This is a genomic window from Fervidobacterium changbaicum, assembly GCF_004117075.1.
Classification (GTDB): domain Bacteria; phylum Thermotogota; class Thermotogae; order Thermotogales; family Fervidobacteriaceae; genus Fervidobacterium; species Fervidobacterium islandicum.
Genome location: NZ_CP026721.1, coordinates 180,115 through 195,981, shown reverse-complemented (window position 1 = coordinate 195,981; position 15,867 = coordinate 180,115). Strand labels below are relative to the sequence as shown.

Genomic DNA, 15,867 nt, shown 5'->3' with positions numbered 1-15,867 from the left:
ATTATTCTTCCTCTTCTTCACCCACTACTGCTAGAATTTCTGCCATGGTTGTTTCACCATTCAGTACTTTGTACAAGCCATCTTGGAACATGCTGATCATTCCATACTTCCTTGCAGCTCTATCGAGTTCGTACGTTGACGCACCCTTTTGTACGAGCCTCCTTATCTCATCATTAACCATGAGGACTTCTGCTACAGCAGTCCTTCCTTTGTAGCCTGTGTTGTTGCAAGCTTGACATCCTTCACCGATGTATTGAACTGTGTTCATTTCTGGGAAAAGTTTTCTTGCCAGGTTTACAAATCTTTCAGGCAGGTCTCTTTCTACTTTACATTTACTACAAACTTTCCTAACCAACCTTTGGCCAATAACGCCTATAAGGGATGCCGAGATGAGTGATGGTTCGATCCCCATATTTACTAACCTGTCAATAGCTCCAGCAGCTGTATTTGTGTGCAGTGTCGACAAGACCAAGTGACCTGTCAACGATGCCTCAACAGCAAGCTGGGCAGTTTCCCTGTCTCTGATTTCACCGACCATTATGATGTCAGGGTCTTGCCTTAGGAAAGCTCGCAAATATTTAGCAAAAGTTAGTCCTATTTCAGCGTTGACTTGGCACTGAGTAATTCCTTCGACAGTATATTCCACCGGGTCTTCGGCTGTGACAATGTTCACGTCTTCCGAATTAAGCGAATTTATTATAGCTACTAAGGTTGTGGATTTACCGCTACCAGTCGGGCCCGTGACGAGTATAATACCGTAAGGATGTTCTATTAGCTTTTGAACTCTCTCATAGTTGTAAGGGGAATAGCCAAGTTCTTCAAGTTTTTTCTTCGATGATGAGACCTTCAGTAAACGCATAACCACCTTTTCACCATGAACAGAAGGCATCGTTGAAACACGTAAGTCGTACTGTTCCTCTCCGTGCTTGACAAAGAATTTTCCATCTTGCGGCAACCTTCTTTCCACTATATCAAGACCTGCCAAGATTTTTATCCTTGAAACTACCGCCGCGTGCATGTTTCTGGGGTACTCAGTAATTTTTCTCAAGACCCCATCGAGACGATACCTAACAACGACATTTCGTCTTTGTGGTTCTATATGAATATCACTCGCATCAAGCTCAATTGCATGGTCGACGATGTTGGAAACTAGCCTTACAACAGGAGTTTCCTCTTGTTCGGAGATGGTCTTTTCCTCTTCGAGCTGTTGCTGTTCTATTTCTTGCTGAGTAATTATTTCGTCAATTTCTTGAACCATTAACCCGGACGTTATGCCGTGTAGAATGTTGTTGTAGAGTGTTTCAAAGATACTTGGTGGCATAAGGCAAAAGTCAACATCTTTGCCCAATTTGAATTTTAACCTGCGTTTTATAACAGGTATATCGTAAACATTTGAGATCCCAACGATGACTTTTCCTTCCTTTTCATCGATTGGGATGATTTTCAATTCATTTATTAAATCTTTTGCGAATGACTTGGCAAACTCTTCGTTGATTTTTACTTCCCCGACACATGCTTGGATTTCGTACTGCTCAGCAAGGGCTTTTACGATATCGTCCCATGTACAGTACCCAAGCTGAATCAAAATCTCTCCAAGTGGTTTGTGTAGTTCCCTTTGCAATTCCAGTGCGTTTTGGAGTTCGGCAGGTGTGATAATTCCCTTTTCTATGAGCACGTCTCCTAGTTTCATAATATTCTTTTCCACATCAACTCACCTCTTCTAAGAGGCTAAGAATCGAAAAGTCTTCTTTAATCTTGCCTTCCTTTATATTCGAGACCGAATTTATAAATTGCTGGTATGTCTTCCTCAGACTTTACGAATTTTTCCTCGACATCAAAACGTGTAGCAATGACAGTCACTCTCATTTCGTCATCGGCCAACTCATCGTCGATAACCATACCAAACTTCATATCCGCATCTTCGCTGCAGGTTTGTTTTACTATCATTGCTGCTTCTTGCATTTCTTGGAGTGTCGCGTTTCGTGGAGCTGATATATTCAGTATAATGGACCTTGCATTCTCGATAGGATAGTCTAGGAACTTGCTATCAAGAGCTTTTCTCGCAGCGTCTATTACGCGCTTTTCGCCTTTTCCAACACCAATTCCGAGCATCGCATTGCCGGCATTCCTCATAACGGACTCTACATCTGCGAAGTCAAGGTTGATGTAACCACGTTTCATAATGAGATCAGATATACCGCGAACAGCTTGATGCAGGATTTCATCTGCGGTAGCAAAGGCATCAACGATAGTAGTTGATGGTGAAAGTTGTTCAAGTAGTTTGTTGTTACTTATTTTAATAAGTGTGTCGACTTTTCCTGTAATTCGCTTTACACCTTCTAAAGCCACGTTCCACCTGGGTGTTCCTTCAAAGAAGAAAGGCATAGTGATAATTGCAACCGTTAAGATGCCCAAATTCCTGGCAATCTCTGCAATAACAGGTGCAGCTCCGGTACCCGTTCCTCCGCCAAATCCAGCGGTGATGAAAAGCATGTCCGTCCCATGCAGGATCTCTTCAAGCTTTTTCCTATCTTCTAATGCAGCCTCTTCCCCAATCTTCGGATTTCCTCCTGCACCAAGGCCTTTTGTAAGTTTTTCTCCAATTTGAACTGTGACATCTGCTTTGCTTACATCAAGCACCTGAGCATCGGTGTTCACTGCGATCAGTGTGACGCCTTTCAATCCCATTTCAGCCATCCTGTTGATCGCGTTACAACCAGCTCCCCCAACCCCTATCACTTTCAACACAGGAACACCAGGTATTCTTTCAACATCTCTTTGCTTGCTTTCTTTTTCTATCATAAACGGCATGAGAATTTCCCTCCTTATCATTTTATCCAATTATCCAAATATCTTTCCAAAGGTCTCGGAGAGTTTTTTGAAAAATCCGGGACCTGATTGTCGCTTCTTTGTCCTCTCACCAACCATAGGACTGTACATATTCTGTTCCTTTTGATAAACAATAATATTCCCAAAGGCTGCAGCATAAAGAGGTGTAAATACGTTAAGCTCTGCACCTTCAGCTTTAAACATCTCCGTGTCCGCTACTGTTCCGATTCTAACGGGACATTTAAAGACTTCACTAGCGAGTGTTTCAATACGTTGTAGCATTGCTCCTCCCCCAGTCAGGACTATCCCACCGGGAATCCCAATGTTTCCAAAATCTGGATATTTTACGGTGAAGTCTTTGTAAAGTTTCTTTACACGCATGAATATTTCCCTCAGCCGTGCATATATGATTCTTGATAGGAACTCCTTATCGGTTCGTTGAATAGTTCTACCATCTAAGCCCTTGTATTCAATAGGGACTGACTCTATATCCATGTAAACAGCAACACCATACGTCTTTAGTAGCCTTTCTGCTTCTTGTAAAGACGTCTTCAGAACAATAGCGATGTCTTTTAAAACGTTTTTCATGGATATATCAATTCTTTCCATCTCCAAAGGCGTGTTTGCGTAGTACAGGGTTACAGTTGTGTGATTATAACCTAAATCCACATGGACAACTCCTCTATCTTTCTCAACGTTTGATAGCACGGCTTCTGCATTTGATACAAAGGAAATATAATACTCCGCTTCACCAAGGATATCTTTTGTTGCATATTCGACAACATTTCTGTACTTCTCCGAACCCATTACAACTGTGTAGATTGCAGCAACTTTTCTTGTCTTCATGCCTATGGGATTGACAACAATCTTATTATCATCAAGCACGTATTTTTTTACAAAGAGATGCAGCGAGTTCCTCTCGTTGTTTGGGAAAAGGTCCGCAAGTAAATTGTCGGTAAGTTTCATTACGTGCTCTTCAGAAACGTATGCTTCTTCTTTTTCCGTCAATATGAGCTCTTCAGTGATTTCAGTAAGGGTGAAGTCGCCACAACTGGAAGAAACTAAAAGTTCCCCTCTAAGCTCTTTGCCCAACTGTTCTTCTAAGTCTTCAACAATCTGACCCATTGATTCGTTTAAAGCAACGACATCTTTGATTTCACCATTTTCTATACCCCTAGTTTTAACATTTGAAAAAGCCAATACGTTTCCGAATCCTTCGCTGAAATCAACCACGATACCTTTGATACTATCGTTTCCGATATCCAAAGAAACGATCTCTCGTGATTTAGGCATAATCCTCACCCCTTTATTGTATAAATTTTTCCATTCTTGAATAAGTATACTTTCTTAGGATCCATATACTGCCATGCCAAAGCTAGTGTGTTCAGACAAGATTGGATATCACTAATGTCTGTAATATAAACTATTGAGGAGTTCCTTGTTACAATGTATTTTTCTTTAAGATTGATTTCAAATACGCCTGTTGGGATTTTCTGAGGCAAATATTTCAAAAACGGGCTATCGATTTTTCCTTGTATTAAATCGATGTTGAAACCTGTTACAAAAGGTGCAGCCTCCAGCAGTGATTTCCCATCATCTGGATAAATATCATATATACGACCTGCTGTGTTGACTTTCCAAAAGCGTCCATCGTATGAAATAGAGAACCAGTAAGTTGACGGTTGTTCTGTAGTTATTGAAAAGGTTTTGTAAGATTTTAGGTTATATGATGAAAAAAATAGCAAAACAACGTAAAGGGTAACAATCAATAAATACCTTCCTGCCATTTTCTACTCCCATTTTTTCATTTGGTTTTTGACGATAAGTTTCTAATACTTTAGAAACAAGAATTGCTAAACATATTTTACCACAAATTTTCTATTTAAGTGAAGAAGTTTTTTGTGTTCTGGTATAATATATTAGATACGATGATACGATGTCAAAAGGGAGGTTTGAGCTATGAAACTGAACAAATATCTGTTAACAGTTATTTTATTTATTATGTATTTTTCGGTCTTGTCTATAGTCCTTGCCGTTACGATAGTTTACAAAGACAGTTCAACGATTGAGGGTGACTTGGAAGATATGAACAACAAGTATGTCGTTGTAAGTAACGCACTTGGCAAAATCCAGATACCGGTAGATAATGTAAAAGCTATCATCTTCAGAAATCATAACATGTTTCAAACTGGCCGTGAAGTTTCCATAGGTGGAAAAAAGTACGAAGGGTATGCTACCGAACTCTCAAAAGAATACGTAACAGTCACTACGTGGTTTGGAAACGTTAAGGTAAATTTGAAGTCAGATATTTTGGATTTCATAGGCTTTGAAAAAGTTGATTTTCCTAATGTCCCGTTGGAAACGTATTTCCAAGTTGAATTATCGTTAAACGAATATTACGTTTGCTCTTTAAAAAGTGGTGAAATGATCGTTGGGACCCAACTCAGCTCAAATAACGATTATCTCATTGTTTCTGACAACTATAGAAACACGTTCTACATATTGAAAGGGGCCGTAGAGGATTTATACATACCTTACAAATACGCTAAGGGCTATGATCTGGTCGTGCTTAGTACGGGACGTAAGTTGTATGGTGTAGTTAAGAAACTTTCGGAAACGCAGTATGAGGTTTCTGGACAATGGGGTAAAGTTGTTGTCAACCAGGGAGAAATCCTGTTCACGACCTATAAGGAAACGAAGGAGCAGGTTGTACAGCCTGTTCAACCAACTCCAAAGGTAGAACCTGCTCCAAACCTTCTTGATAGACTCATTTACGACAAAGATGGGGTTGCAGTGGTTGTGGCGGACAGTCCTATAAAAGTCGAAGGGAAAGAAATCAAAAGGATAAACATCTATCCGAGGCAAATTGTTGATCCGAGGACGGGAATTGTGTTCGTCCTTGTTCCTGGTGGAGTATTCAAAATGGGAGCGGACACTTCTTGGGGAAGCGTCGACGATGATGAGCTTCCACAACGCGAAGTTTATGTTTCAGCATTTTATATATCCAAATACCCAATCACGGTAAAGCAGTACTTAGACTTCCTTAAAGCTTCTCAGACAAGTTCTAGTGTTGTTTACGGAAAACAGATAAGTCCTGTTGAAATCGATTTCCTGAGTCAAAAAGTTAGAGTGAGTTACAACGCTCCACAAGCCCTTCTTAACAGTCCGATAACTGGTATAAACTATCTCTCAGCAAAGGCATACTGCGATTGGGCAGGCTATCAACTCCCTACTGAAGCACAATGGGAGAAGGCGGCAAGGGGTACGGATGGAAGGAGATATCCGTGGGGTAATAGTAGACCAACCACATATAACGATGGTAAGAAGGATTACCCTGTTGATATGTTTGAAGAAACCGACGTATCCCCATACGGTGTAGTAAATATGTACGGTTATCCTATTGAAATTTGCAGGGATTACTACAGCAAGGATGCATACAAAAAGCTGCCTAAGGATGATCCGCTAAATACCACGGGAACTTACGTGGTTGGTAGGACAGGTGTTCTGACTGGTAGAATAACCGACAGAATTCCGATCCTTCCATCCGAACCAAGAGACGATACAACTTTTAGAGTGGTACTGAGCGTTGAAGAAGCACTTGACATTTCAAAGAAGCCACTTAATAACAAACTTGTCGGAATAACATGGTTTATTGTGAATGACAATATAAAGAAACAATACAGCGTAAAATCCGAAGGTCTCTACGTAGCGTACGTAGAGTCCGGCTCACCGGCACAACTAGCTGGCGTAAAGACTGGAGATGTGATTGTAAAGATAGACGGAAAAGCTATTAAGTCACAAGATGATGCACTGAAGGCACTCTCAGGAAAAAAACAAGGAGACGTTTCGGTTCTCACAATCGAAAGAGCAGGGAAAACTCTGGAAATAAAGATTAAGCTTGGAATTTGGTTGTTCTAAAAAGCGTTAATTATCCTGGGAGAAACTTTTTTTCAAAAATGTTTCCATGAGTTTCTGAACTTTCGAACTGTCTATATCGCAAAAGGTAACTAATTTTATTGGGCCACTGTAATTTGAAAAGAAATTCAGAGTCTTATCAACACAAATTTTGATGAAATTCTCAAAAGGATATCCAAAGATTCCGGTTCCCACAAAAGGAATAGCAAGAGAAGTAATGTTTAGTTCATCGGCTTTCGAGAATACGTTCTCGAAAGCTTTTTTCATTATTTCATCATTCCCTTCCTTATTTCCTATGGGCCCAACTGTGTGAATCACGTACTTGGCCTTTAGATTTCCTGCACCAGTAACTGCAACGCCACCTGGTGGAACAGGTCCGTTTTTCCTCACAAATTCGTCGCTCTCTTCTTGAATCGCAGGTCCGCCAGCCCGTGATATAGCACCTGCCACTCCTCCACCATGCTGCAGGTATGAATTTGCCGCGTTCACAATAGCATCAACGTCTAACTTTGTTATATCACCAACCACGAATTGGATTTCAACATTACCGATGCGAACGTTACCTTTTAATTCAAAAGTTCTCACGCTGCGCACCTCCCTTGTCTACTTCCTTTTTGCCGTCTTGACTTTCAGAAGGAAACCGTTCTTTCCATAGTTTTTTATAAACTTCTGCCAGCTTTGCTTCCTTTGCAATGTTTTTTGGTATATAAATTCTTTCGGTTATTTGCTTTGGCATGTACGTTTGTTTTATGAAGCCTCCATACGAGTGTGGGTATTTGTAACCACTATTTTCGACGTTCAGTAGATGTCTCGGCACAGGTAGGTTCATCGTCTTTTGAGCTAACTGTTGTGCTTTCATGACTGCCTCGTAACTTGAGTTACTCTTTGGAGCCAATGCCAAGTAAATCACACATTCTGAAAGGTTTATTATGCATTCTGGCAAACCGACACTTTCCACAGCCTGACTTGTAGCGGTTGCGAGGACGAAAGCAAATGGGTCAGCCAACCCCACGTCTTCGCTCGCTAAAATAACAAGTCTTCTAGCAATAAAACGTGGATCTTCCCCTCCTTCGATCATACGCATCATGTAGTACAAAGCGGCATCCGGGTCGCTACCTCTGATACTTTTAATGAAAGCTGAAGCAAGGTTGTAGTGCTCTTTGTCGGTGTATTTTGTATATCCTTCTCCAAGGTACATATTTAAAACAGCATCGTCTATAACATCTTTGCCTTGAGTTTTTGCAATGTTTGAGAGCAACTCGTAGGAGTTTAGCAAAAACCGAGCATCTCCGTTTGACGAATTTATAAGATATGCCTTACTGGATTCACTTACACGGATTCCCGTATGATTCACAGCCTTTTCCAAGATTTTTGAAAGGTCTTCGTTACTTAACCTTCTAAATCTCAAAACCCTACAACGAGAAAGGAGCGCTGGATTGATAGTATGTTCAGGGCTTTCGGTTGTTGTACCGTACAGTACGTAGACTCCGGCTTCAACTCCGGGCAAAAACACATCTTGTTGTTTCCGATTGAATCTATGGATTTCATCGATAAAAATTAATATCTTTTTGATCCCTCTGACGTTGTACGCGTAATGTTCCAATTTTTTGATTTCCTCAACAGATGTGAAAGCTGCATTCAATTGATAAATTTCATAGTCAGTGTAATTTCGTATTAACTGTAAAACAGAACTTTTACCAGTTCCCGGAGGACCGGCAAGGATGGCTGAAAATAGTTGATTTTGCTCTATAGATATACGCAAAAGAGCACCTTGTCCGAGAAGGTGCTCTTGTCCGACAAATTCTTCAAAAGTCTTAGGCCTGAGTATTTCGCTTAAACCATTCGACAGTTTCCCTCAACCCCTGTTCTAATGTGTGTTTTGGTTCCCATTTGAGTTCTATCCATGCTCTGTTATAACAAAGCACACTTTTGCGGATATCTCCTTTTCTGTGAGGTCCATATATTGGGTCTTTTTTGTAGCCTGTTAGTTTCTTGAGTATCTTGAAAAGTTCATTTGTCGTCGTTCCTGTCGCGGTGCCGATATTGATTACCAAACCGTCTCCCTTTTCCATGGCACGTATGTTAGCGTCAACAACATCTTCGACATACACGTAATCCCTGACGTATTCTCCGTCACCAAAAATCGTACAATCCTCTCCTTTTAGCATTTTGGAAGTAAAGATTGCAACAACACCTGCTTCGCCATACGGGTCCTGCCTTGGACCATAAACGTTACCGTATCTAAGAACTGTATATTTAAGACCAAATTCTTTGCTGAAAAACCTCAAATAGTTCTCAACGCTAAACTTTGCGATACCATATGGAGAAATTGGTTGTGGGAACACGCTCTCGGGTGTTGGAAAGACTTTTACCTCTTCTCCATATATAGCTCCACCTGTTGAAGAAAAGATAAACTTTTTGACGTTGTTTTCAACAGAAGCCTTTATTAGATTCAAACTGCCAATTATATTCACGTTTGCATCTTTAACAGGGTCTTTAACAGAAACTGCGACACTTGCCTGAGCTGCCAAGTGGAATACGTATTCAAATTTCTCTTCAGCAAACAACCTACTAATTGCCTCGCCATCGTAAATGTCCATCTCGTAGAACTTCGCTTTTGGATTTACGTTCTCCCTTTTTCCTGTAGACAGGTTATCAACAACCACAACCTCGTGAGCAAGTTCAACGAGCTTGTCGGTTAAGTGCGAACCGATGAATCCGGCCCCTCCCGTGACCAAAATTTTACTCATAATCTTCGTCCTCCTTTATTTTTCCTTTTAGTCTATATGCTTCTTCTGGAAGCTCCGTATTCTTCCTTTGCTCTTGGATGAACTTTTCAAGTTCTTCCGCTTTGTCTTTGGTAAAATCGATGAGAATAGAATAGAATTTCCTCAGCTTTCTGCGAGTATCAGCATCTAAGTCGTAAACCATTAGACTTGCAATCTGTTCAGCCTTCTTTTCAGGGATTCCAACAACGTACATGAAAAAGTATTTGATTCTTGATTCTCCAGACTTAAGCATCTGCGCAATTCTAAGACCACGCGGTGTCAATTTGGCAAATCCATATCTTTTATGGTCAACTAGACCTAACGAGACAAGTTTTTTAACAGCATTGGTGGCACTGGCATAAGACACGCCTTTTGATTTGGCTATATCACTTATGCGTGCAACTCCTTCTTTTTCCATAAGGTTGTATATCGTTGATATGTAGCTCATAACGGTTGGCGTTAGCTTCTCGTGTTTCTCGAGTTTTTGTTCCCTGAGTTCATTACTCACGTTCGTTCCTCCCTTGAAGTTTTATCATTTTCAAATATTAAATGTTTCCCTTCAAGAACTCGTCGTAATATTTTCTAACCTTTTTTATATCTTGCCAGGTCAAATCTTTTGGACTTCCCTTCTCCTTTGACGGGTTCCTCAGCAAGTAACTTGGATGGAACATCGGAAAGATAATTATTCCACCCTTCCAAACGAATTCTTTCCCGCGAATTTTAGTAATTGGTTCGTCTTTACCAAGGAAAAACGATGCAGCAGTGCTACCAAGCGGCACTATCATCCTGGGGTTTATAACCTCTATCTGCGCAATTAAAAAAGGAGAGCAAGATTGGATTTCCATAGGAGTAGGAACCCTGTTGTTGGGTGGTCGGCATTTTACGACGTTCGTTATATAAACATCCTCACGCTTGATATTAACAGATTCTAATATCTTTGTCAAAAGTTGCCCTGCCTTTCCTACAAAAGGTCTCCCTTGCTTGTCTTCTTCTTCACCCGGCCCTTCACCGACAAACATTATCGGTGAATGGAGATTACCTTCACCTGGTACGACGTTGGTTCTTTGTAACCAAAGAGGGCAGGCTTGACACTCATGTATCCTCTGTTCGATTATTGCCATAAGTTCTTCTTTTTTCATTTCCAGTTATCTCCCCCACTTCAGTTTTAGTTCCGTTGTACAAAAAGGGGCACAAAATTAAGGTTTTTGGAGAAAGTGAAATTTAGAAAAACAAAGTTTAACTAACAATTTTATTATACCACAGAGCAGTCAACTAAATCAATAGTCAAAAGAAGTTTTTCGCTGATTTTTGCTACGTTTAATTAAAAGCGCTACCACTTCACAACGGTAGCGCCAATAAGTGCTTTTTGTTTACGAAAAGAAAGTTAGCTTGAAAGGATTTCTCACATTTGTATGGGTTGCTATGAAAGTTAGGCAGTTTCAACGACAGCTCCTAGGAACTGACTTCTGTAAAGTTCAGCATAAAATCCGTTTTTGAGCAGGAGTTCTTCGTGTTTCCCTATTTCGATGATTTTTCCTTCGTTCATAACTAGGATAATATCTGCGTTCTTAATCGTTGATAACCTGTGTGCAACGACGAAAGAAGTTCTACCTTTCATAATATCCCGCATTGCTCTCTGGATATAAACTTCGGTAAGTGTGTCGACATTACTCGTTGCTTCGTCGAGAATCAAAATATCAGGATTAGCTAAGAATGCTCTTGCGATGGTGATGAGTTGCTTTTCACCTTGGGAGATGTTGGAGCTGTCCTCACCTATCACGGTATCATAGCCATCTGGAAGTGCCATTATGAAATGGTGCACGTGTGCCATCTTTGCTGCGTTGATTATCTCTTCTTCCGTTGCCCCATCCTTACCGTACGCTATGTTTTCCATTATGGTCCCACTGAAGAGCCATGTATCTTGCAAAACCATACCAAAATGTTTTCTCAAATTGTATTTCTTGATATCCCTGATGTCAATTCCGTCAACCTTTATACTACCACCTTGGATTTCGTAGAATCTCATCATCAAGTTGACAAGAGTTGTCTTACCAGCACCTGTTGGGCCAACGATAGCAACCATTTGACCACTTTTAACATCGATATTTAGGTTTTCAATCAATGGTTTATCTGGAACGTAGCTGAACTTGACATTCTCAAATTTAACGTCACCTTGTACTTTTTCTAATTCAATTGCATCTGGTTTATCCGGAGCTTCTTCCTCTTCTTCGAGTATTTCAAAGACCCTTTCTGCAGCTGCTAAAGTGGACTGAATCATGTTGACGATATTGGCAATTTGAACTATTGGCTGATTGAACTGTCTTGAATACTGAATAAACGCCTGAACATCGCCAACAGTTATTGCTTTCTTTGTGACCAAGATACCACCGCCTACAGCTACTATTATGTAACCGAGATTACCGATGAAATTCATTACGGGCATTATTATACCTGATATGAACTGTGCCTTCTTGCTCTCTTTGTAAAGCTTTTCGTTTATTTCTTTGAACCTTCTAACTTCGTCGTTTTCCCGTCCATAAGTCTTAACAGCCAAAAAACCCCCGTACACTTCTTCCGCCCTTCCGGTTATTTCACCAAGGTATTTTTGCTGTGCAGCAAAATACTTTTGCGATTTTTTAGCTATGTGCACTGTAACCAACGCACTCAATGGTAAGGTTATAAGCGTAAGCAAAGTCAGTTTAAGATTGATGGTAATCATCATATAAGTTATACCAACGATAGTGACAATACCCGATATGAACTGCGTTAAGCTCTGCTGTAGAGTGTTACTAATAAGGTCGACGTCGTTTGTCACACGGCTTATTATATCTCCGTGCGAACGGCCATCGTAAAACTTCAGTGGAAGCCTTTCGAGTTTGTTGTTAATATCTTCTCGCATCTTTCTGACGACTTTCTGGGTGATGCCGGCCATCATGTAACCTTGAAGAAAGTTCAGTAATGCAGCAACAGAATACAGAATCGCAACGTTCAGAAGAATGCTAGAGATCTTATCGAAATCCATTTTCGTTTTCAGAAAGCCAGATAACGGAGTTTTTCTGAGCATAATGACTCTGAATATCTCCGTCGTAGCTTGTCCAAGCACTTTTGGAGCTTTTATTGTTAGTATCGTTGCGACTATTGTGAGAGCGAACACGATTATAATACCAACCATGTGTGGGCGAAGGTATTTTAGTAGTTTCCGAGTAGTGTTTTTAAATTCTTTTGGCTTTTCACCACCACGTGCAAACGAGGGACCTCCAGGTCCACCAGGCCCCATTGGTCTTACTGGTTTTGCATGGCTTACATTTGGTCTTGATGGCTGTTCCATTCTTTTTTCTTCACTCATGACTTTTCCTCCCTTCGTTGTCAGATGGCTTCTTCTTTTGAAAGTTGTGAGTAGACTATGTCTCGGTATACTTCATTTGTCTTAATTAATTCAGAATGAGTACCAATTCCAACGATTTTTCCATCCTTCAAGACAATTATCTGGTCGGCGTTCAATATTGTCGCAACCCTTTGTGCTACAACAATAACGGTTGCATCTTTCGATTCTTTGAATAGTCTCAACCTTATTTTTGCATCCGTTTTGAAATCAAGTGCACTGAATGTATCATCGAAGAGGTATATTTTCGGCGCACCCGCTATAGCTCTCGCCAATGATATTCTTTGTTTCTGACCTCCTGATAAGTTCAATCCCGCTTGCTCAATTTGGTAATCGAGCCCTTCTGGATATTTCGAGGCGAATTCGAGCACTTGAGCAATATCAGCTGCTCTCAAAATCATGTCGTCTGTTACCCAATCACGTCCGAATTTGATATTTTCTTTAATCGTCCCGGTGAAAATTATGGGTTTTTGTGTAGCGTAGCCTATCACCTTTCTTAACACATCAAATGGAATCTCACGTACATCTATGCCATCTATTTTCACACTTCCTGATGTAACATCATAAAAGCGTGGGATTAGATTCAAAAGAGTTGTCTTACCAGAGCCTGTAGAACCTATTATCGCAGTTATTTTTCCGGGTTCTGCTTTGAATGAAATTTCACTCAGCACGGGTTCTTTTGCTCCAGGATAAGCGAATGTGACGTTATCAAATTCTACAATACCTTTGATATCCGATTTGTCAGAGCTTTCAAACCATGTGAGCGTTTGTTTCCCTGATGCCCGAGGATCTACTACTTTTGGCTCAACACTTAGAACCTCACTTATCCTCTTTGCAGATACGCTGGCTCTCGGCAAAAAGATGAAAATTACGGATATCATTATGAAAGAAAACATGATTTGCATAACGTACTGCATAACGGCCATCATCTGACCCACTTGCAAATTCCCAGCATCGATTTGCTTGGCGCCGAACCATATGATTGACAGTGTAGTGAAGTTCATAACGATCATCAAATAAGGAAAGAGTAAAGAAGCCATCCTATTTACCCACAACGCTGTCTTGGTCAAATCCCAGTTGGCTTGTGAAAATCTCTTCTTTTCATGTCCTTCCTTATTGAATGCCCTGATTACGCGAATACCAGTTACGCGTTCGCGAACAACAAGGTTAAGTCTATCTATCTTCTTTTGCATACTCTTAAAAAGTGGCGCTACAATGCCGGCAATTATTCCTAAGCCACCTAACATAACTGGCAGTGATATAGCAAGTATGCTTGTCAACTTAGCATCCTTGTTCACAGCCATTATGATTCCACCAACAGCCATAATTGGTGCCATAACTACCATTCTAAGGATCATAACAGTAGCTTGTTGTATCTGGACGACATCGTTAGTTGTTCTGGTTATAAGTGAAGACGTGCTAAACTTGTTCATTTCTTCAAGCGAAAATGAAGAGACTTTTTCAAAGACCGAGTTTCTCAAGTCCCTTCCAATTCCCATACTTACAATTGAAGATGTATAACTTGCAACGACAGCTGCCAGAACACTCACCAAAGAAACAAGCAACATTCTCCAACCAACGCTCCAAATGTAATCTACATCTCCGCGTGTGATACCCTTATCGACTATATTTGACATCAAGTCTGGCAGGTATAGTGAAATAATAGACTGGACGGCTACCAGTGCAATTGTAATAGTAATCAGAAACCAGTACTTCTTGAAAGTCATCTTTAATATCATGTCTTAAACCTCCTTTAAACAGTTGTCTTCAACCTTCCGTTTGATGTTATTCTGCAGTTTCTTAAGAATATTTTCCACTTCTTGTTTTTCCTCATCAGACAGTCCGCCTACTAAAAGTTCCTCAGCTTCTTTTACTATTTTTGCAAGGCTTTTAAGTACGTCCTCTGACTTTTCCGTGAGGTATACGCGTGTGATTCTTCTATCCTGCTCGTCAGGAACCCTCCTTACGAGGCCATTCTTCTCCATCCTGCGTAGCATGACGGCTATTGTTCCCTGTTCCACCCCTATACGTTTGGCAATTTCTTTTTGACTCAGTCCTTCTTCTTTTCTAAGTATAAACAATATCGGTATCTGCCCGGGATGGATGTTGAACTCTTTGAGTGTTTTTTCGTGAACAAATTTGAAAACAGATCTCTGTATCGAATTCAAAAGTGCCAAAATACGTGCATGCTCCATGAGCTCCTTCAAACAAATCACCTCCGTGTTGTTCATTAAGTTTCGAAAGATTCTCAATTGGTAGCAACAAGTAACCTGGTAGTTTTAGTTATACGTCTAAATATTAGACGTATAAATATATTAGCCGGCAGTTGTCAAAATGTCAAGACACATTTTTTGAGGCGAACTAATCTTTTAACTTTAAAATCACTCATAAGCGTGTTATAATATAAAATTGTGTAGTCAAAAGATACGGGCAGATTCGCTGGACATTTAATGAGGGAGGAATATTCGATACAGGTAATGGCAAACATCAAAAAACACTTCTTTTTCAATCTCTTGCTTATTGTGCTGTCAGTCGTTGCGTTCGTTTTTCTCGTGTTATCAGTCAATAATTTAAAGGGCGCTTTCAAGAAGTTAGAAAGTGCCAATGTTGTTTTTGATGTTGAATTTTGTGAACAAAGAGGCATTTCCTTAGTTTGCGATGGAAATCTAAGAGTGGTTACCCCCGGAGTTGAACATGAAATTGAGATGGTCCAGCTAAGGGTATTCACAGAAGATGGTAAATACATAGGAAGCTGGACAAACGATAACATCGATGATGAACGCTTCACCTTTTCTGTAACTAATGCCGGTTTGTTTGGTAAAGCGGAAAACAGAATTATAATGATAAATGGTTTTGTAAAAGTCAAGCTTGACATAGGTAGGTATGGATTCAAGATGAACTTGCCAATTGAGGAAGAGGTGAAAGTTAGTGAAAGAAGATAATGTGCTAAACGAAAAGAGCTTATCTAATGAA

Annotated in this window: 14 protein-coding genes; 2 read left to right on the top strand and 12 right to left on the bottom strand. The window is 40.3% G+C overall.

Going from position 1 to position 15,867, the window contains the following annotated elements:
• Position 1: 1 nt before the first annotated feature.
• Genes CBS1_RS00855 through CBS1_RS00840 form a run of 4 tightly spaced genes read right to left on the bottom strand, consistent with a single transcriptional unit; the run spans position 2 to position 4,616 of the window.
• Positions 2-1,690 carry a GspE/PulE family protein gene (locus CBS1_RS00855; RefSeq protein WP_090222307.1) on the bottom strand — a complete coding sequence of 563 codons (1,689 nt, stop codon included), beginning with the start codon at positions 1,688-1,690 and terminating at the stop codon, positions 2-4.
• Between the two features lie 59 nt (positions 1,691-1,749).
• A complete protein-coding gene (ftsZ, locus tag CBS1_RS00850; protein ID WP_033191274.1) occupies positions 1,750-2,811 on the bottom strand; it encodes a cell division protein FtsZ in 1,062 nt (353 codons plus the stop codon).
• Positions 2,812-2,841: 30 nt separating this feature from the next.
• Positions 2,842-4,122 (bottom strand): cell division protein FtsA, encoded by a 1,281-nt coding sequence (gene ftsA, locus CBS1_RS00845; RefSeq protein ID WP_090222286.1) that lies wholly within the window; start codon positions 4,120-4,122, stop codon positions 2,842-2,844.
• Between the two features lie 5 nt (positions 4,123-4,127).
• Entirely contained in the window at positions 4,128-4,616 is a 489-nt protein-coding gene (locus CBS1_RS00840) for a DUF4894 domain-containing protein (protein WP_090222284.1), read from the bottom strand.
• A gap of 172 nt (positions 4,617-4,788) precedes the next feature.
• On the opposite strand from CBS1_RS00840, the gene CBS1_RS00835 reads away from it, so the two are divergent.
• Positions 4,789-6,747, top strand: a complete 1,959-nt coding sequence (locus CBS1_RS00835) for an SUMF1/EgtB/PvdO family nonheme iron enzyme (protein WP_033191271.1) — start codon at positions 4,789-4,791, stop codon at positions 6,745-6,747.
• A gap of 6 nt (positions 6,748-6,753) precedes the next feature.
• Here CBS1_RS00835 and CBS1_RS00830 read toward each other — a convergent pair whose 3' ends face one another.
• The 8 genes from CBS1_RS00830 to CBS1_RS00795 form a co-directional block, all read right to left on the bottom strand.
• Positions 6,754-7,329, bottom strand: a complete 576-nt coding sequence (locus CBS1_RS00830; RefSeq protein ID WP_084384015.1) for a macro domain-containing protein — start codon at positions 7,327-7,329, stop codon at positions 6,754-6,756.
• Positions 7,316-8,572 carry a replication-associated recombination protein A gene (locus CBS1_RS00825; RefSeq protein WP_241685589.1) on the bottom strand — a complete coding sequence of 419 codons (1,257 nt, stop codon included), beginning with the start codon at positions 8,570-8,572 and terminating at the stop codon, positions 7,316-7,318. Before CBS1_RS00825 ends, CBS1_RS00830 begins: the two co-directional genes overlap by 14 nt.
• A complete protein-coding gene (locus CBS1_RS00820) occupies positions 8,559-9,494 on the bottom strand; it encodes an SDR family oxidoreductase (protein WP_033191269.1) in 936 nt (311 codons plus the stop codon). The genes CBS1_RS00825 and CBS1_RS00820 overlap by 14 nt, the downstream gene beginning before the upstream one ends.
• Entirely contained in the window at positions 9,487-10,020 is a 534-nt protein-coding gene (locus tag CBS1_RS00815) for a metal-dependent transcriptional regulator (protein ID WP_084384016.1), read from the bottom strand. The genes CBS1_RS00820 and CBS1_RS00815 overlap by 8 nt, the downstream gene beginning before the upstream one ends.
• 37 nt (positions 10,021-10,057) lie before the next feature.
• Positions 10,058-10,651, bottom strand: a complete 594-nt coding sequence (locus CBS1_RS00810; protein WP_033191268.1) for a uracil-DNA glycosylase — start codon at positions 10,649-10,651, stop codon at positions 10,058-10,060.
• A 290-nt stretch (positions 10,652-10,941) separates the two neighbouring features.
• Complete coding sequence (locus CBS1_RS00805) at positions 10,942-12,858, bottom strand: ABC transporter ATP-binding protein (protein WP_033191267.1); 1,917 nt, start codon at positions 12,856-12,858, stop codon at positions 10,942-10,944.
• Between the two features lie 20 nt (positions 12,859-12,878).
• Positions 12,879-14,633 carry an ABC transporter ATP-binding protein gene (locus CBS1_RS00800; RefSeq protein WP_033191266.1) on the bottom strand — a complete coding sequence of 585 codons (1,755 nt, stop codon included), beginning with the start codon at positions 14,631-14,633 and terminating at the stop codon, positions 12,879-12,881.
• A 3-nt stretch (positions 14,634-14,636) separates the two neighbouring features.
• Positions 14,637-15,101: a MarR family winged helix-turn-helix transcriptional regulator gene (locus CBS1_RS00795; protein WP_052107088.1), complete on the bottom strand. Its 465-nt coding sequence runs from the start codon at positions 15,099-15,101 to the stop codon at positions 14,637-14,639.
• A gap of 243 nt (positions 15,102-15,344) precedes the next feature.
• Here CBS1_RS00795 and CBS1_RS00790 point away from each other — a divergent pair, with 243 nt between their 5' ends.
• Complete coding sequence (locus CBS1_RS00790; protein ID WP_128998088.1) at positions 15,345-15,836, top strand: hypothetical protein; 492 nt, start codon at positions 15,345-15,347, stop codon at positions 15,834-15,836.
• Positions 15,837-15,867: the final 31 nt, after the last annotated feature.